At 63.8% G+C, this 17,745-nt stretch carries 14 protein-coding genes; 11 read left to right on the plus strand and 3 right to left on the minus strand.

From position 1 onward, the window contains the following. The first annotated feature begins 85 nt into the window (after nt 1-85). Nucleotides 86-1,291 (plus strand): sensor histidine kinase, encoded by a 1,206-nt coding sequence (locus tag ABCW42_RS02980; protein WP_423184791.1) that lies wholly within the window; start codon nt 86-88, stop codon nt 1,289-1,291. After that, entirely contained in the window at nt 1,288-1,968 is a 681-nt protein-coding gene (locus tag ABCW42_RS02985) for a response regulator transcription factor (protein WP_133206821.1), read from the plus strand. The genes ABCW42_RS02980 and ABCW42_RS02985 overlap by 4 nt, the downstream gene beginning before the upstream one ends. Nucleotides 1,969-2,078: 110 nt before the next feature. Here ABCW42_RS02985 and ABCW42_RS02990 read toward each other — a convergent pair whose 3' ends face one another. Then, nucleotides 2,079-2,669, minus strand: coding sequence for a hypothetical protein (locus tag ABCW42_RS02990; protein WP_423184792.1), 591 nt, complete (start codon nt 2,667-2,669; stop codon nt 2,079-2,081). 295 nt (nt 2,670-2,964) lie between these two features. Between ABCW42_RS02990 and ABCW42_RS02995 the strand changes: the two genes are divergently transcribed. The 5 genes from ABCW42_RS02995 to rlmB all read left to right on the plus strand — a co-directional run bounded on the left by ABCW42_RS02995 (nt 2,965) and on the right by rlmB (nt 7,457). Next, nucleotides 2,965-3,447 (plus strand): CarD family transcriptional regulator, encoded by a 483-nt coding sequence (locus tag ABCW42_RS02995; protein WP_011690592.1) that lies wholly within the window; start codon nt 2,965-2,967, stop codon nt 3,445-3,447. A 69-nt stretch (nt 3,448-3,516) separates the two neighbouring features. Continuing rightward, on the plus strand, nt 3,517-4,299 hold the full coding sequence (gene ispD, locus ABCW42_RS03000) for a 2-C-methyl-D-erythritol 4-phosphate cytidylyltransferase (protein WP_423183455.1): 783 nt from the start codon (nt 3,517-3,519) through the stop codon (nt 4,297-4,299). Nucleotides 4,300-4,319: 20 nt separating this feature from the next. Next, nucleotides 4,320-4,841 (plus strand): 2-C-methyl-D-erythritol 2,4-cyclodiphosphate synthase, encoded by a 522-nt coding sequence (gene ispF / locus ABCW42_RS03005; RefSeq protein ID WP_423184793.1) that lies wholly within the window; start codon nt 4,320-4,322, stop codon nt 4,839-4,841. 75 nt (nt 4,842-4,916) lie between these two features. Then, nucleotides 4,917-6,371, plus strand: coding sequence for a cysteine--tRNA ligase (cysS, locus tag ABCW42_RS03010; RefSeq protein ID WP_423183456.1), 1,455 nt, complete (start codon nt 4,917-4,919; stop codon nt 6,369-6,371). A gap of 90 nt (nt 6,372-6,461) precedes the next feature. Beyond that, nucleotides 6,462-7,457 (plus strand): 23S rRNA (guanosine(2251)-2'-O)-methyltransferase RlmB, encoded by a 996-nt coding sequence (rlmB, locus tag ABCW42_RS03015; RefSeq protein ID WP_423183457.1) that lies wholly within the window; start codon nt 6,462-6,464, stop codon nt 7,455-7,457. Between the two features lie 131 nt (nt 7,458-7,588). Here the strand turns inward: rlmB and ABCW42_RS03020 are convergent, their stop codons facing one another. Beyond that, a complete protein-coding gene (locus tag ABCW42_RS03020; RefSeq protein ID WP_423183458.1) occupies nt 7,589-8,395 on the minus strand; it encodes a carbon-nitrogen hydrolase family protein in 807 nt (268 codons plus the stop codon). Between the two features lie 146 nt (nt 8,396-8,541). On the opposite strand from ABCW42_RS03020, the gene glgX reads away from it, so the two are divergent. Both glgX and ABCW42_RS03030 read left to right on the plus strand, forming a co-directional pair. Further along, nucleotides 8,542-10,647, plus strand: coding sequence for a glycogen debranching protein GlgX (gene glgX, locus ABCW42_RS03025; RefSeq protein WP_423183459.1), 2,106 nt, complete (start codon nt 8,542-8,544; stop codon nt 10,645-10,647). Between the two features lie 42 nt (nt 10,648-10,689). After that, nucleotides 10,690-11,049, plus strand: a complete 360-nt coding sequence (locus ABCW42_RS03030) for a barstar family protein (RefSeq protein ID WP_423183460.1) — start codon at nt 10,690-10,692, stop codon at nt 11,047-11,049. Nucleotides 11,050-11,114: 65 nt separating this feature from the next. Here the strand turns inward: ABCW42_RS03030 and glgP are convergent, their stop codons facing one another. Next, nucleotides 11,115-13,733 (minus strand): alpha-glucan family phosphorylase, encoded by a 2,619-nt coding sequence (gene glgP / locus ABCW42_RS03035; RefSeq protein ID WP_423183461.1) that lies wholly within the window; start codon nt 13,731-13,733, stop codon nt 11,115-11,117. 131 nt (nt 13,734-13,864) lie between these two features. Between glgP and ABCW42_RS03040 the strand changes: the two genes are divergently transcribed. Then, nucleotides 13,865-15,943, plus strand: a complete 2,079-nt coding sequence (locus ABCW42_RS03040; protein ID WP_423183462.1) for an alpha-1,4-glucan--maltose-1-phosphate maltosyltransferase — start codon at nt 13,865-13,867, stop codon at nt 15,941-15,943. A 5-nt stretch (nt 15,944-15,948) separates the two neighbouring features. After that, the gene (treS, locus tag ABCW42_RS03045; protein WP_423183463.1) at nt 15,949-17,745 is read left to right on the plus strand and encodes a maltose alpha-D-glucosyltransferase; all 1,797 of its coding nucleotides are present in this window, start codon (nt 15,949-15,951) and stop codon (nt 17,743-17,745) included.

A 17,745-nucleotide genomic window follows, 5' to 3' on the forward strand; every position in this document is an offset into this window, starting at 1 on the left:
GTGAACGTTAGCTGAACCGGCGCTGTTTGGTGGATGTTCCATATTTTGCAGTGTTTCGAGCGCATAAGCTAGATCCGTGGATCCAGTGCTCATCGGTGTCATCGCAGGCCTTGCCGGCCTGTCGTGCGGCGTCTTTGGCGTGCTCGCTTTCAGGCTCAGCGAGCGGCAGCGGAAGATCGTGGACCTCGATGTCACCGAGCCCCTCCTGCCTGAGGGAGCCGCCGAGGTGCTGTCCGTCGTCGGGCGCGCTTTCGTGGTGGTGGACGCGATCGACGGCGTCGTCCGGGCCAGTCCCGCGGCTTACGCCTACGGCCTCGTGCGGGGCCATACGGTGGTCCACAAGCAATTGCTGGACATGACAGCCAAGGTCCGGCGTGACGGCGTGATCCTGGAAGAGACGTTCGAATTGCCGCGCGGTCCGCTCGGCAAGGGGACCATCGTGGTGCAGGTGCGCGCCGCCATGCTGGGGTGGGAGTACATCGTCCTCCTGGCAGACGACCGCACCGAAATCACGCGTACCGAGGAAATCCGCAACGACTTCGTCGCCAACGTTTCGCACGAACTCAAGACCCCGGTGGGCGCGATCTCGCTCCTTGCGGAAGCCCTGGAGGCCAGCCCGGACGACGAAGAAGCCGTCCGGCGCTTCGCCAAGCGCATGCACAAGGAATCCACCCGCCTTGCCGCGCTGGTGCAGGACATCATCGAACTGTCGCGGCTGCAGGGCGCCAATGTGGCCCAGCAAGGCCATGCCGTGGACATCAACGCCGTCATCGCCGAAGCCGTGGACCGTTCGCAATTGCCTGCCGAGGTCAAGAACATCAAGATCGTGGTGGGGGGCCGCACCGAAACCATGGTGTTCGGTGACCAGGACCTGCTGGTGACCGCCCTGCGCAACCTGATCGACAACGCCATCCGGTACTCGCCCGAGAACACCCGCGTCGGTGTGGGTGTCCGCGCCAAGGAAGGCGTGGTGGCGATCGCCGTGACGGACCAGGGCGAAGGGCTCAGCCCTGAGGACCAGGAACGCATCTTTGAACGCTTCTACCGCGTGGACGCCGCCAGGTCGCGGCAGACGGGCGGCACGGGTTTGGGACTGAGCATCGTCAAGCACGTGGTGTCCAACCACGGCGGCGAGGTCACCGTATGGTCCCAGCCTGGCCAGGGCTCGACTTTCACCATCCGCCTTCCCGAAATGGAAGGCCAGGAGAATGACGACGCCGGGGCGACGCCCCGGAGCATGATTCAAACGACGGGCGCGGTGCGCGCCCTAGAGCAAGGAGCTGGCGCTTGAGCAGGATTCTGATCGTGGAGGACGAGGAGTCCTTCAGCGACCCCCTGTCCTATCTTTTGGGAAAAGAAGGCTTCGACGTCCAGGTGGTGGACAACGGTAGCGAAGCCTTGGTGGAGTTCGACCGCAACGGCGCCGACCTCGTGTTGTTGGACCTCCAGCTTCCAGGGACGCCGGGCACCGAGGTGTGCCGCCAGTTGCGGCAGCGTTCCACGGTTCCGGTCATCATGCTGACGGCCAAGGACTCGGAAATAGACAAAGTGGTTGGTTTGGAATTGGGCGCCGACGACTACGTCACCAAGCCGTACTCCTCGCGCGAACTCGTGGCGCGCGTGCGGGCCGTGCTCCGCCGGCAGGGCGAGCCCGAAGAGCTCATCACCTCCACGGTCCAAGCCGGTCCGGTCCGGATGGACATTGAGCGCCACGTGGTGAGCGTCAACGGCGAACAGGTCTCGTTGCCGCTGAAGGAATTCGAACTCCTCGAGATGCTTCTTCGCAACTCGGGCCGTGTGCTCACCCGCGGGCAATTGATTGACCGCGTCTGGGGCTCGGATTACGTGGGAGATACCAAGACCCTCGACGTCCACGTCAAGCGGCTGCGGAGCAAGATCGAACCTGATCCTTCCGTTCCCCGCTACCTCGTCACGGTGCGTGGCCTGGGATACAAGTTCGAGCCGTAAGCCGCGAAGGCGGCTTCAAGCCGGGACAGTAGCCGGGGACTGCAAGCAGGCCAAGACGACAAAAGGATGGGCTCCCCTCGGGGGAGCCCATCCTTTTTCGCGTGTATCGCCTAGTGGCCCGTGGCGGTCGGAGAAGCGGTGGCACCAGTGCTTGGGCTGATGCTGACGCCCGGGCTCGCGCTGCCGCTCGGGGATGCCGAACCGCTGACCGAAGGGCTCGGGGTGGCGGACGGCGTGGGAAGGTAGCCCTGGTATTCCTTCAGGGAGCCGTCCAGGACCGGGACCTGCAGGGTGCTGGAGTCGGTGCCGGACTTGATGGTCACCGAAACCAGGGAGCCGGGAGCTCCGCCGCTGGTGCTGAGGATCGCGGGGTCCGTGCTTTGGTTCAGGTACGTTTCGGAGTTGCCCTTGACCGGGATGCTCGTCTGCGCGCCGTCAGATCCGCTGATGGTCAGCGTGGCGTCGTTCGCGGACTGGTTGAAGACAGCCCCGATGACGCGTCCCGGCTTGGCAGCGCCAGTGGAGACGATCAGGATGTTGCGCAGCTGCAGCGAACCGAGGTCGGCCCTGACCCCGTCGGACGGCGAGTACTGCTGGTCGGTCTGTTGGGGGTTGATGTAGCCACAGCCGGTCACGGACATGAGACCGATGCCGACGGCGGTCGCCGCCATTGCCAGCCTGACGCGCTGGACACGGTTCATCGCGGTAATGCGCACGACGCGTACTCCTCTAAGAGTCTTTGGAACACTTTTCAGCCATAGCCTATCGGCAAACCAGCTGAAACAAGGATTCGGAACACCATTGTGGCGGGCATCGACGAGGCGTATGCTCGGCCGGAACGCTGCGTCCAATGCATCTTTATGCCCTCCCGTCAAGGGGGTGTTGGAGGGCTGAAAGGGCCGTTTTCCGCGTATTTACTGGGTTCCAGGCCCCTCCCCGTGCCAATCGTATGCCTTAAGCGTGATAGACTAGTCTGCGGGAAAGGGGAAAGTCCACATGGTTTTTGAGGTCGGCGAGACAGTAGTTTACCCTCACCACGGTGCAGCAAAAATTGAAGAAATCAAGATGCGCACTATTAAGGGCGAAGAGAAAATGTATCTCAAGCTCAAGGTGGCTCAGGGTGATCTGACCATTGAAGTTCCAGCAGAAAACGTAGATCTTGTTGGCGTTCGCGACGTAGTGGGCAAGGAAGGTTTGGAGCACGTATTTGACGTCCTCCGTGCCGAGTTCACTGAAGAGCCCACCAACTGGTCCCGCCGTTACAAGGCAAACTTGGAAAAGCTTGCTTCCGGCGATGTCATCAAGGTCGCAGAGGTTGTCCGCGATCTTTGGCGCAGGGATCACGATCGCGGCCTTTCCGCAGGTGAAAAGCGGATGCTGGCCAAGGCGCGGCAGATTCTGATTTCAGAACTGGCGTTGGCCGAGAAGACCGACGAAGAGAAGGCAGCAAGCGTTCTCGACGAAGTTCTGGCTTCCTAAGAGATTCAAAGATTTGAACCCCGGCAGCGTCCGCTGCCGGGGTTTTCTTTTGCACGTAGGCTTGACCGCATGACTACACCATCCGAGCGGGAGTCCACAGCCGTCGTCGTTGTGGCGGCAGGTTCAGGTGAGCGGCTTGGCTACGGCATGCCCAAAGCGAAAGTGCCGCTGGGCGGCGAAGCCATCCTGACGCATGCCTTGCGCGGCGTTGCCTCTGCGGACATTGCCCGCCAGATTTGCGTAGCGGTTCCCGCGGGAGACCAGGAGTTGCGCGCCCTCTGCGAAGAATTCCGGCAAGAAGCGGGAGAGGACGGACCGCTGATCTCGGTGGTCGACGGCGGGTCCACTCGCGCCGATTCGGTCCGCGCGGCGCTCGGCAAGGTGCTCGACGGGACCCGTTCGGTGCTGGTCCACGACGCCGCCCGCGCACTCACGCCGGACCGGGTGTTCCAGCGTGTCGCCGCCGCGCTGTCTTCAGGCGCCAAAGCGGTCATTCCTGCGATGCCGGTGGTGGATACCGTGAAGACTGTCATGGACACGGTCGGGGACGATGCCGGAATCGCGCCCGAGATCGTAACGGGGACCGCTCCGCGTGAACAGCTTCGGGCAGTCCAGACCCCGCAAGGCTTCGACTTCGGTACATTAGCCCGCGCCCACGCTGCCGCCGAGCAATTCGACGACTCCCAGGCAGCAGCCATCACGGACGACGCAATGCTCGTCGAGCTCCTCGGAATTCCCGTCCACGCCGTGCGCGGAGCCAGCCAGTCGCTGAAAATCACCACGCCGCTGGACCTCATCATTGCCGAAAGCCTCCTGGAAGGTCCGCTCGGACTCCGCTGGGTGGAAGGCTGATGGACGCAGTGGCCAGCGGCATGGTCCTGCCGCGTACCGGAATCGGCGTCGACGTCCACGCCTTCGCGCCCGAAGACGATCCGCAACCGCTGTGGCTTGGTGGGCTGCTATGGGAGGGAGAGCGCGGGCTTTCCGGCCATTCCGACGGCGATTGCGTCGCCCACGCTGCGGCTGACGCCCTTTTTTCCGCGTGCGGCATCGGGGACCTGGGAACGCATTTCGGGACCAACCGGCCGGAGTTTGCCGGGGCCTCCGGAGTGCGATTGCTCGGCGAAGCGGCCAGGATCGTTCGTGCGGCCGGATTCGAAATAGGCAACGTCGCAGTGCAGTTCGTGTCCAACAGGCCAAAGTTCGCTCCGCGCCGGGAAGAGTCCCAGCGGGTACTCAGCGAAGCGGCCGGTGCTCCAGTCAGCGTCACGGCCACCACGAGCGACGGACTGGGCTTCACGGGCCGCGGCGAAGGTATTTCCGCCGTCGCCACTGCCCTTGTCTATCCGGCTGTCTATCCCGCGCCACAGGCGTCCAACGACGCCCGCTCCTGACACGCGGCGCCTGGCGCCCGGACCGACGCCTGTTCACACCGCGGGCAGCGGTTGCGCATCGGCTAATCTGGAGCGGTGACCCTCCGCTTTTACGACACCGCATCCGCCGAAGTCCGTGACTTCGTTCCCCTTGAGGCCGGCAAGGCAAGCGTGTACTACTGCGGTGCCACGGTTCAGGGAATGCCGCACGTGGGACACGTCCGTTCCGCGATCGCGTTCGACCAACTCACCCGCTGGCTTGAATACCGCGGCCTTCGCGTCACGGTGGTCCGCAATGTCACGGACATCGACGACAAGATCCTGGCCAAGTCCGCCCTGTCTTTCGGGCCGGACTGGGCGGAGGAGGCCAGCGCCAAGGCCGAAGAGGAGTGGTGGGCCTTGGCCTACCGCTATGAGCAGGAATTCGAACTTGCCTACGACACCCTCGGCGTGGGCCGCCCCAGCTACGAACCCCGCGCAACGGGCCATATCCCCGAGATGCACGCCTTGATCCAGCGCCTGATCGACCGCGGGCACGCGTACCCGGCCCTGGACGACTCCGGAGACGTCTACTTCGACGTCCGCTCGTGGAGCAAATACGGGTCATTGACGCGCCAGAACATCGACGACATGCAGGGCGCGGAAGACGCCGACCCCCGCGGGAAGCGCGACCCGCGCGACTTCGCGCTGTGGAAGGGCTTCAAGGACGGGGAGCCGACGACGGCGAGCTGGGTTTCGCCGTGGGGCGCCGGCCGGCCGGGCTGGCATCTTGAGTGCTCGGCGATGGCCACGAAGTACCTGGGCCCGCAGTTCGACATCCACGGCGGGGGACTGGACTTGCGTTTCCCGCACCATGAGAACGAGATGGCGCAGTCCCAGGCCGCCGGAGATGGCTTCGCCAACTTCTGGATGCACAACGGCATGGTCACCTACGAGGGCGAGAAAATGTCCAAGTCGGTCGGAAACACGGTCAGCCCTTCCGAAATGCTCGAGCTCGCGAGCCCCCGCGTGGTCCGCTATTACCTTGGCCAAGCGCAGTACCGTTCGATCCTGGATTACCGGCCAACGTCGCTACAGGAGGCCGCGGCCGCCGTCGAACGCGTTTATGGATTCATCGCGAAGGCTTCGAAGAAGTTCGGCGGTGAATCCGCGGTTCACCCGGAGTCGAATCCCGTGCCGGACGGGTTCGCTGCCGCGATGGACGATGACCTCAATGTCCCGCAGGCGCTTGGTGTCCTGCATGACACGGTGCGTGCCGGAAACACGGCCTTGGCCAACGGTGATGATGCTGGCGCCCAACAAGCGCTCCAATCCGTGATGGCCATGACCACGGTGTTGGGACTCAACGATGTCCGCGGCGAAGTCCAGGAGAATTCCGGGACGGCCCAAGCGCTTGAAGTACTGGTGGAGGCCCAATTGGAGGCCCGTGCCAAAGCGCGTGCCAACAAGGACTGGGCGGCGTCCGACGCGATCCGGGACGTGCTCGCGGCGGCTGGAATCGTGGTCGAAGATGGTGCCGATGGTGCCAGTTGGAGCCTGAAAAGAGACTGACACGGCGGGCTCCCACGCGCTGTCATTCCGCTTTTCGTTGATTCAGTAGACTTGATTGCAGACTTAATCAACACAATCAAGGGTGGAATCATGGCCAACAACGGTCGTCGGGCTGTCAAAAAGAAGAAGGGCCCCACCACTGGAACTGGTGGCCACGGTCGCAAGGCCCTCGAAGGCAAGGGGCCAACCCCCAAAGCCGAGGACCGCGTCTACCACAAGGCTTTCAAGAACAAGCAGCTCGCCGAGCGCTCCGCGGCCAAGCGCCCGGCAGGCACAAGCACCCGGGCGGCAGCCGGCGCCCGCTCCGGCCCGAAGGGCCGTGCCACTGAGGAAGTCGTCACGGGACGCAACTCCGTCGTCGAGGCCCTTCGCGCAGGAATCCCCGCGAAGGCCCTGCACGTAGCAATCCGGATCGAGATGGACGACCGCGTGAAGGAGTCCCTCAAGCTTGCGGCTGATCGCGGCATTCCGCTGCTGGAAACCGGCAAGCCCGAGCTCGACCGCATGACCGACGACGCCGTGCACCAGGGCCTCGTGCTCCAGATCCCCCCGTACGAATACGAGGACGCGTACGAGCTCGCCGAGGAAACGGTGGCCAAGTGGAAGAAGGGGCACATCGCGAACGCGCCTCTTTTCGTCGCCCTCGACGGCATCACCGATCCCCGGAACCTTGGTGCCATCATCCGCTCGGTTTCCGCCTTCTCCGGCCACGGCGTCATCGTTCCGGAGCGACGCTCGGTCGGCGTAACGGCCTCGGCATGGAAGACCAGCGCGGGCGCGGCAGTTCGCGTGCCGGTGGCACGTGCTTCCAACCTGAACAATGCTCTCAAGCAGTTCAAGGACATGGGGATCTTCGTCCTTGGCCTGGACGGTGACGGCGACGTCTCGCTGCCGGACCTTTCCCTGGCCACCGAACCCGTGTGCATCGTGGTGGGCTCCGAAGGCAAGGGCCTCAGCCGCCTGGTCCGCGAAAACTGCGACCAGATCATTTCCATTCCGATCGATTCCGCCATGGAATCGCTCAACGCCTCCATGGCCGTCGGTATCTCGCTGTACGAAGTCTCAAGGCAGCGCGCCACGAAGTAACCGATTGGGTGGCGGCCCAGCCGCCAAACGCTCGCTCACCTTTGCCGCGTTTTCTTCCGATGCTCGCTCAGGAATGGCGCCAAAACCAACAGCGCCCGCTCACTTGACGTGAGCGGGCGTCGCTGTTCGCTTTAGAAGTCGCGGCGGTTGGCCAGTACGGGAAGCTTCTGCCTCGCGGCCTGTACGACGGCGGGATCCAACTCCGCGAACAAAAGGCCGGGGGCGGCGTCGAGCTCTTCCAGGACGTCCCCCAAGGGGGACACGACGGCGGAGTGTCCCACTCCGGTGGGCGCGGCACCTTTGGCTTCGATGCCTTGGCTCGCGGGATCGCCCTGCCCGCACGCCAGGACGAACGTGGTGGCGTCGAGTGCGCGGGCGCGCGCCAGGAGCTTCCACTGCTCGGCTTTGCCGGGCCCGGCTCCCCACGAGGCCGAGACGATGTTCACTTCGGCGCCGCGGGCGGCGTAGGCCGTGAAGAGGGCCGGGAACCGGATGTCGTAGCAGGTGGACAAGCCGAAGGTGAGGCCGCCGACGTCGAACGTCACCGGATCCGTGCCGGCGTCCACCGTGTCCGATTCGGCAAAGCCGAAGGCGTCGAACAAATGGATCTTGTCGTAGCTGGCCTCGACCCCAGGCCCCGTCGCGATGAGGGTGTTCCGCACTTTGCTCCCGGAAGCCGAGGCCGTGCCGGGCGTGAACATCCCGGCCACAATAACTATCTCCAGGTCCTTGGCGATCGCACGGATGCGGCTTGCCCAGGGTCCGTCGAGCGGTTCGGCGATATCGATGAGCGAATTCCCGAACGCACGCATGGTTGCCTCCGGGAAGACCACCAGTTCGGCGCCGCCCTCCTTGGCCCGGCGGGCGTAGTCTTCTACCATGCCCAGGTTCCCTGCCAGGTCGCGGCCGCTGATGATTTGAGCAAGGGCGATTCGCACGTCTACCTCCACGTTGGCTTATAGGCAAAGTATGCAACGATCGCCAATCGGATACGAACCCGCTCAGCGGGCCGGGGGAGTCCAATTGCCGAAACAATCGGGAGGCGGCAACGGAGTTTCAGCCACGGCGGCTAAGCTTTCAATCAATGGTTATGCCGATCTTCGACACAGCATCCACTACTGGCGCCTCGCGGCCCTCGCCGCTGGGGCTGAGTCTCCCGCAGCCCGCGTCACCGGACGCTGAAGCTTCTTCCCCGGACCGGGTCAACGTGGCCGTCTGGGCGCCGGGCCTTAGCACGGTGGAAATCGCGTACAAAGCTCCGGGCGAATCCTGGAAGGTCCAGACGCTGCCGAAATGCGACGACGGCGTCCACCACGGGCTCGTCGAGGGCCTGCCGCCGGGCACGCGTTACGGTTTCCGCGGAACGGCCCAGGGGGAGGCGTTGCCTCTCTCGGTCCCCGCGCCGGATTTCGATTCCGACGACGTCGGGCAGCTCCTGCTCGATCCGTACGGGCGCGCGGTGCATCAACGCGGAGAACACCTGAGCTCGGTGCGCATGGAATCGGCGTTTGACTGGGGCGATGACCGGCAGCCCCGCACGCCGTGGCGGGAAACCATCGTCTACGAAGCGCACGTCCGTGGCCAGAGCATGCTCCACCCGGATATTCCGGAGCACCTTCGTGGGACCTACGCCGGCATGGCCCACCCCGCCATGATCGAGCACTTCCATTCCTTGGGCGTGACGGCCGTACAACTTCTTCCCGTCCATTTCCACATGGACGAGCAGCATTTGCAGTACCTCGGCTTGACCAATTACTGGGGATACAACACCGCGGCGTTTTTCGCTCCGCATGCCGATTACGCCACGCAGGCCGCCCAACAAGCGGGCCCGCACGCCGTCCAGGACGAGTTCAAAGGCATGGTGAAGCTCCTCCATGCCGCCGGGATCGAGGTGATCCTGGACGTCGTCTACAACCACACGGCCGAGGGCGGTCCGGACGGTGACACCTTCAGCTTCCGGGGCCTGGGGGAGCAGCAGTACTACCGCCACGATGCCCACGGCCGGTACTTGGACACTACGGGTTGCGGCAACACGCTGAACTTCGCCGAGCCAAGGGTTGTGGACCTCGCCATCGACTCACTGCGCTACTGGGTGGATGAGTTCCACATCGACGGCTTCCGCTTCGATCTCGCCGTGACCCTGTGCCGCAACGCGGGCAACGAATTCGACCTTGGACACCCCTTCTTGAAGAGGATCGCGGAAGACCCTGTCCTGTCCAAGTCCAAGCTCATTTCCGAACCTTGGGACGTAGGGTACGGCGGTTGGCAGACAGGCCGCTTCCCCAAAGGCTGGGCCGATTGGAACGACCACTTCCGCGACGGCGTCCGGCGCTTTTGGCTCTCGGACCGGAGCGGCGTGGAACCGGGGCTGTCCGGTGGCGTGGGCGCCCTCGCCGATGCCTTGACCGGTTCGGCGCGGGTCTTCGAGCCGTCGGGACGTTCGCGGCTGGCCTCCCTGAACTTCATCACGGCCCACGACGGCTTCACGCTCGCCGACCTCGTTTCCTACGACCGCAAGCACAATGAAGCCAACGGCGAACAAAACCGCGACGGCCATAGCGACAACCGCAGCTACAACCATGGTTTCGAGGGCCGGACCGAGAACGAGACCATCCTCGCGGCCCGGGCCTTGTCGAAGCGGAACCTCATGACCACCCTGATGATCTCCATCGGCGTGCCCATGATCACCGCCGGCGACGAACTCGGCCGCACGCAGCAGGGGAACAACAACGCCTATTGCCAGGACAACCAGCTCACCTGGATCGACTGGACCCAGACACCCGAGTCCCATGACATGCTGCGGAGCACCAAACGCGTGATCCGGCTCCGCAAGGAATTCCTGCAAGCCCAGGACCCCGGATTCCCGGACAGCCGGACGGACTTGGACTGGTTCGACGAAAAAGGCCAACCCATGACGGCGGCCAAGTGGAACGATCCTTCGGTGCGGATCCTGCAGCTCTTGTTGAGTTCGGAAGGTGGTGCGTTCCGCGGCTTGCTCGTGATCAACGGGCACAAGGACGACAAGAAAATCGTGCTGCCGAAGTTGATCGCGGAATCCGGAGCGGGACACCGCATGTTCGAACTTCGGCTCACGACGTCCGAGCTCAACGACCGCAGGCAAGGTGCGTTGGTTGCAGCCGGCGAACGGGAAATCGTCCAAGGCAACACGATCAACATCTACCGCACGTAGGAACCTGCGGAATGGGCAGCGTCGAGGGCAAGTAGGGCATACATGAAAATCTATTCCGCTGACACATGGACCTTGGAAGAACTGCAGGACCAGGTGTCCGACGCCGGCCGCCGCACCGTCCTGGTCCCACCTGCGGCCACCAAGCAGGCAGTCCTGGAGGTTTTCGGGCAAGTCCTCGATTTCCCCGAGTACTACGGCGTGAACTTGGACGCCCTCAACGATTCGCTGCATGATTTCGCGGACACCGTGTCAGAGGATGACCAGCCGCCCGTCACCCTGATCTGGCAGGTTCCCGCCGCGTATCGGACAGACCGTTCCTTCGGAGTTGTGTGCGAAATCCTCCAGGATGCCGAGAGCTACGCTGGCCGGGACCTCGCTGTGATCGCTGTTTTCCAGCAGTAACATGAACGGCCGCCGGGTGGGCCGGAAGCCCACCCGGCGGCCGGGTTGCCATGCGTCAGCCTTGTTTAGGCGTTGACGATGAGTCCGAGTTCGGCTTTGGAGGCCAGTGCCGGGTGTTTGGGGAGGACGCGGACGGTGTAGCCGAAGGAGCCGGAGCGGTTGATGAGGATGGATCCGGTGAACAGGTGCCTGCCGTTGCCGAGGTCCTCGAATGAGCTCAGCTCCGCGCGGGTGACATCTTCCAGCTCGTCGTTGTCTTCCGCCCGGCCATAGACTACCTCGACGCTGACGTCGTCCGGCGTCAGGGTGTGAAGGGCGATGTAGGCGTTGACGTGGAGGGTGTCGCCGATCAGTGGTTCCTCGGACACACCCACAGAGTCAACGTGTTCCACGATCAGTTGCTCCCACGCACCCCGGATCTTGGTGATCCAGGCCGCAAGTTCCTTGGCTTCCTTGAAGGATTCGGCTACGGCACGGCGTCCCGAGTCCGCTGCGGGGCGGTAGAGGGTGTTGACGTAGTCCTGGAGCATGCGTTCGGCGGAGACGGCGGGGCCGAGGTGGGCGAGGGTGTGTTTGATCATGGCGACCCAGTGGGTGGGTGTGGTGCCGGTGGCGGGTTGGGATGGTCCTGCGGCGCCGGCGGCGTCGGAGACGGTGGTGCCGTAGAAGCGGGGGGCGACTTGGGTTTCGAGGAGTTCGTAGAGGGCGGCTGCTTCGATGTCGTCGCGTTCGGTGGGTGAGGCGTCGTTGTTGGCGGTGGGGATGGCCCAGCCGTTTTCGCCGTCGTACATTTCGTCCCACCAGCCATCGAGCACGGAGAGGTTCAGGGAGCCGTTGATGGCGGCTTTCATGCCGGAGGTGCCGCAGGCTTCCAGGGGGCGCAGGGGGTTGTTGAGCCAGACGTCGCAGCCGGGGAAGAGGGTGCGGGCCATGGCGATGTCGTAGTTGGGCAGGAACACGATGCGGTGGCGGACTTCGGGGTCGTCGGTGAATTTGACGAGGTCCTGGATCATTTTCTTGCCCGCGTCATCGGCCGGGTGGGATTTGCCGGCGATGACGAGCTGGATGGGGTGTTCGGGGTCCAGGAGCAGGCCTTTGAGGCGGGCGGGGTCCCGGAGCATGAGGGTGAGGCGTTTGTAGGTGGGCACGCGGCGGGCGAAGCCGATGGTGAGCACGTCCGGGTCCAGGACGTGGTCGGTCCAGCGCAGTTCGGCATCGGCCGCGCCGCGTTTCTTCCACGAGGCCCGCAAACGGCGGCGCACGTCCTCGACCAGGGCGCTGCGCAGGGTGCGCCGCAATCGCCACAGTTCGTCGTCGTCGACGTCGTAGATCTTCTCCCAGCCGGTCGCGTCCACATCGGTGCCGCCGAAGTGCCTTACCGCCAGTTCGGTCATCTTCGGATCGATCCACGTCGGCACGTGCACGCCGTTGGTCACGGAGGTGATGGGCACTTCGGAGTGGTCGAATCCGGGCCAGAGCCCGGAGAACATTTCACGCGAGACCACGCCGTGGAGCTTGGCCACGCCGTTGGCGCGCTGGGCCAGGCGCAGGCCCATCACGGCCATGTTGAACACCGCCGGGTTGCCGCCCTGGTAGTTTTCCTGGCCCAGTTCCAGCACGTTTTCCACCGGCACGTCCGGGGCCAGGCCGGCGTCGAAGAAGTGCCGGATCTGCACGGCCTCGAACCGGTCGATCCCGGCCGGGACCGGGGTGTGCGTGGTGAACACCGTCGAGGCCCTGCCCGCGGCCAACGCCTCGGACCAGGACAACGGGTTTTCCGCGGACATCAGTTCCTGGATCCGCTCGATCCCCAGGAACCCGGCATGGCCCTCGTTGGTGTGGAACACCTCCGGCGCCGGGGACCCGGTCAGGCGCTGGAACACCCGCAGGGCCTTCACCCCGCCCATGCCCAGCAGCAGTTCCTGCTGCAGCCGGTGGTCCCCGCCCCCGCCATACAAACGGTCGGTGATCCCGCGGGCCGCGTCATCGTTGCCCGGAACGTTCGAATCCAGCAGCAGCAACGGCACCCGCCCGACGTCGGCACGCCAGATATGCGCGTTCAGTTTCCGTCCGTGCGGCAACGGCAGCGAGACCACCACGGGTTTGCCTGAACCGTCCCGGGAGGGTTCACGCAGCAGCGTCAACGGCAACCCGTCCGGGTCCAGCACCGGGTAGGTCTCCTGCTGCCACGCATCCCTGGACAAGGACTGCTTGAAATACCCCGCCTGGTACAACAACCCCACACCGATCAACGGCACACCCAGATCCGAGGCAGCCTTCAAATGATCCCCGGCCAGGATCCCCAACCCGCCCGAATACTGCGGCAACACCTCCGTGATCCCGAACTCCGGAGAAAAATACGCAATACACGACGGAACATCCCCGCCCAACCCCTGATACCACCGCGGCTCGGACAAATACCGGTCCAAATCCGCCGCAGCACCCTGAATCCGCTCCACAAGTTCGTTGTTGGAGGCGAGTTGTTCCAGTTGGTCGCGGCTGATTGAACCAAGAAGGCTGATGGGGTCGTGCCCGCTTTCCTCCCACAATTCGCGGTCGAGGCTCGCAAAGAGTTCGCGGGTGGGCCGGTGCCAGGACCAGCGCAGATTTGTTGCGAGCCGTGCCAAAGGACGGATCGGTTCGGGGAGCAGGGTACGGACTGTAAACCTTCGAATTGCCTTCACGAGCGCCACACTAATCCACTCGATGGACGGCAGGAACAGCTTTCGGTTTCTTTTAGGTAAATGACACATTGCGCGGAAGAGTCTGGAGTGCCCCTTAGCAAAATGTGATTTTTCTCGCTAACGTCGGGGGTGTGACCACTACTGCGACACCGCGATCCAGCTCAGCATCCAAGTCCAAGCAGAAGGCCGATATCACCGAAGGTCTCAGGTTCGGCAGGTTTCCCATTACTGCCGTGCAGCCTGTGATCGAGGAAGGCAGGTTCCCGGCCAAGGCCTTGCCCGGCGAAGACATAGTGGTAGGCGCCACGGTCTTCCGCGAAGGCCACGACCAGTTGGGCGTAAGCGCAGTCCTCCTCGATCCCAAGGGCAAGGAGCGCCAAAGGGTCCGCCTCGCCCCTGCGCCTGGCGAACGCGGTAAAGGCACCGATCGCTGGGAAGGGCTCCTCACCCCGACGGGCACGGGGGCCTGGTCCTTTGTCATTGAAGCGTGGCATGACCGTTACGGCACGTGGCACCACAACGCCGAGGTCAAGGTGGAAGCCGGCATCGACGTCGAACTGATGCTCGCCGAAGGCACCGCGCTCTTGGCCGAAGCCGCTGAGGAAGCCGGTCGCAGCGCAGCGGACAAGCGCATCTTGCGCGCCGGCTCCGAGGGCCTCGCCGACCGTGAGAGGAGCGCCGAGGAGCGCCTCGCCGCAGGGTTCAGCCCCGAGGTGATGGACGTCGTCGAACGCCAGCCGATCCGCGAACTCGTCTCCGCTTCCGAACAATTCCCGCTCCTTGTGGAACGCGACCTCGCCGGCCGCGGTGCCTGGTATGAGTTCTTCCCGCGCTCCGAGGGCGCTGTTTTCGATCCCGTCGCGGGAACGTGGACGTCAGGAAACTTCACGACGGCGGCCCGGCGCCTCGACGCCGTCGCGGACATGGGCTTCGACGTTATCTACATGCCCCCGATCCACCCGATCGGTTTCCAGCACCGCAAGGGCCGCAACAACACCTTGACCCCGGGCCCGCAGGATCCGGGCTCGCCATGGGCCATCGGTTCCAAGGACGGCGGTCATGACGCCATCCACCCGGACCTGGGATCGTTCGAGGATTTCGACGCCTTCGTGGCCCGCGCGAACGAGCTCGGCCTTGAGGTGGCTCTGGATCTCGCGCTCCAGGCGGCGCCGGACCACCCTTGGGTCCAGAGCAACCCGGAGTGGTTCACCACCCGCGTGGACGGCAGCATCGCCTATGCCGAAAACCCGCCAAAGAAGTACCAGGACATCTACCCCCTGAACTTCGACAACGATCCCGCCGGACTGTCCAAGGAGATCCTGCGGATCGTCTTCCTGTGGGTCAGCCACGGCGTGAAGATCTTCCGCGTCGACAACCCGCACACCAAGCCGGTCTGGTTCTGGGAATGGCTTATCGGCAAGGTCAACAAGAAATACCCTGAAGTCGTCTTCCTCGCCGAGGCGTTCACCCGTCCGGCCATGATGCACGCGCTGGGCCGTGCCGGGTTCCAGCAGTCGTACACCTACTTCACGTGGCGGAACACCAAGGCCGAGCTGGAAGCGTACTTCCAGGAAGTCAGCCACGTCACCCCCGCCTACTTCAGGCCGAATTTCTTCGTCAACACCCCGGACATCCTCACCGAATACCTCCAGTACGGCGGTCCGGCGGCATTCCGGATCCGGGCAGCGCTGGCCGCGACGGCAAGTCCCCTGTGGGGCGTCTATGCGGGCTTCGAATTGTACGAGCACGTTGCGCGGCCCGGGGCCGAGGAATACATCGACAACGAAAAGTACGAGTACAAGGCCCGGGATTGGGACGCCGCGGAACGCTCGGGCCACGGCCTTGCCCCGTACATCACCCGCCTGAACGCCATCCGCAAGGCGCACCCGGCCTTGGGCGACCTGCAAAACCTGACCTTGCACCAGTGCACGGATGACGCCACGATCGTCTTCTCCAAGCACAAGACGCTGCCCGATGGCAGCAAGGACACCGTGATCGTCGTGGTGAACGTCGATCCCCACAGCGCCAGGGAGAGCTCCGTGACCCTGGACCTTTCCGCCCTTTCGTTGGACCCCGCCGACTTCACGGCCAATGGGCGTTTCTGGGTGGATGATTTGATCAGTGGGGAGAGCTGGGAATGGGGCGAGTACAACTACGTCCGGCTTGACGCCCATGTAGAACCGGCACATATTCTGAGCATCCGGAGGTAGCCTAGGTGAGCTTTAATCCGCAGACCCAAAACCAGTACTTCACGCCCAAGAACACCTTCGAGCTAAATGCTCCGGGCCTTTCCCATGATCCTCATTGGTATCGGAAGGCCGTTTTCTACGAGGTGCTGGTGAGGGCTTTTGCGGATGCGAACGGTGATGGCTCCGGCGATTTCCACGGATTGATAGACAAGCTCGACTATCTACAGTGGTTGGGGGTGGACTGCCTGTGGCTGCCACCGTTCTTCGATTCGCCCTTGCGCGACGGCGGCTACGACATTTCGGACTACACCTCGGTCCTCGACGAGTTCGGCACCATCAGCGATTTCAAGCGGCTCGTAGCGGAAGCCCACGCCCGGGGGGTCAGGGTCATCATCGACCTCCCGCTGAACCACACCTCGGACCAGCACCCCTGGTTCCAGGAATCGCGCAAGAACCCTGACGGCCCCTTCGGTGATTTCTACGTCTGGAGCGACACCGACGAGAAATACCAGGACGCCCGCATCATCTTCGTGGATACGGAGGAGTCCAACTGGACCTTCGATCCCATCCGGCGGCAGTTCTTCTGGCACCGGTTCTTCAGCCACCAGCCGGACCTTAACTTCGAAAACCCCAAGGTCATTGAAGCGGTCCATGAAGTAGTCCGGTTCTGGCTGGACCAAGGGATCGACGGCTTCCGTGCGGACGCAATCCCGTACCTCTTCGAAGAAGAAGGCACGAATTGCGAGAACCTCCCGGCAACGCACGCCTTCCTGCGCGACCTCCGGAAAATGGTGGACGAGAACTACCCCGGCCGCATCATCATCGCCGAGGCAAACCAGCCGCCGCACGACGTCGTCGACTACTTCGGCACCGAGGAAGGCCCGGAATGCCACATGGCATTCCACTTTCCGATCATGCCGCGCTTGTACTACGCGCTCCGTGACCAGAAAGCGGCCCCGATCATCGAAACCCTGCGGGAAACTCCGGACATTCCGGTGGGCGCCCAATGGGGAACCTTCCTGCGCAACCACGATGAACTGACCTTGGAAATGGTCACGGCCGACGAGCGCGCCGCCATGCTCGGTTGGTACGCTCCGGACCCCCGCATGCGCGCCAACATCGGCATCCGGCGGAGGCTTGCGTCGCTCCTGGACAATTCCCGCTCGGAAATCGAGCTCATCAACGCGCTGCTGCTTTCCCTGCCCGGAAGTCCCTTCCTGTATTACGGGGATGAGATCGGCATGGGGGACAACATCTGGCTCGATGACCGCGACGCCGTCCGCACGCCGATGCAGTGGAATCCGGACCGCAATGCCGGATTCTCGAATGCCGATCCCGGAAAGCTGTACCTCCCGGTGATCCAGTCGCTCGTCTACAACTACAGCATGGCGAACGTCGAGGCGGAGGCGGCCCACTCCGGTTCGCTCCTGCGCTGGACCCGGCAGATCCTCAGCGTCCGGAAAAACCATCCGGCTTTCGGCCTGGGCAACTTCCGCCACGTCCCCGCGGATCACGAAGTGGTGCTCGCCTACTTGCGCGAACTCCCGGACGATAATCCCGAGGGCGAAGACGCCGAAACCATCCTGTGCGTCTTCAACCTTTCCCAACACCCTGTGGCGACGACGCTCGACATTCCGGACTACGCCGGCCGCGGCCTCAGGGACGTTTTCGGCGGCCAGCCGTTTCCCGGCGTCGGGACCGACGGTTCGCTGACCCTCACGCTAGGCAGCCACGATTTCTTCTGGCTCCGCGTGCGTTCGGCGGGGTCTACCGGATCCGCACCTTATACCCAGGCAATGCCGGTTCTTTCCATCGAGGGGTGA

This window comes from Arthrobacter sp. NyZ413 (genome assembly GCF_049390645.1).
GTDB lineage: Bacteria > Actinomycetota > Actinomycetes > Actinomycetales > Micrococcaceae > Arthrobacter.

Coding starts and splice junctions, on each gene's coding strand:
- ABCW42_RS02990 (WP_423184792.1), bottom strand. CDS start 2,669: ATGAACCGTGTCCAGCGCGTCAGGCTGGCAATGGCGGCGACCGCCGTC.
- ABCW42_RS02995 (WP_011690592.1), top strand. CDS start 2,965: ATGGTTTTTGAGGTCGGCGAGACAGTAGTTTACCCTCACCACGGTGCA.
- ispD (WP_423183455.1), top strand. CDS start 3,517: ATGACTACACCATCCGAGCGGGAGTCCACAGCCGTCGTCGTTGTGGCG.
- ispF (WP_423184793.1), top strand. CDS start 4,320: ATGGTCCTGCCGCGTACCGGAATCGGCGTCGACGTCCACGCCTTCGCG.
- rlmB (WP_423183457.1), top strand. CDS start 6,462: ATGGCCAACAACGGTCGTCGGGCTGTCAAAAAGAAGAAGGGCCCCACC.
- glgX (WP_423183459.1), top strand. CDS start 8,542: ATGGTTATGCCGATCTTCGACACAGCATCCACTACTGGCGCCTCGCGG.
- ABCW42_RS03030 (WP_423183460.1), top strand. CDS start 10,690: ATGAAAATCTATTCCGCTGACACATGGACCTTGGAAGAACTGCAGGAC.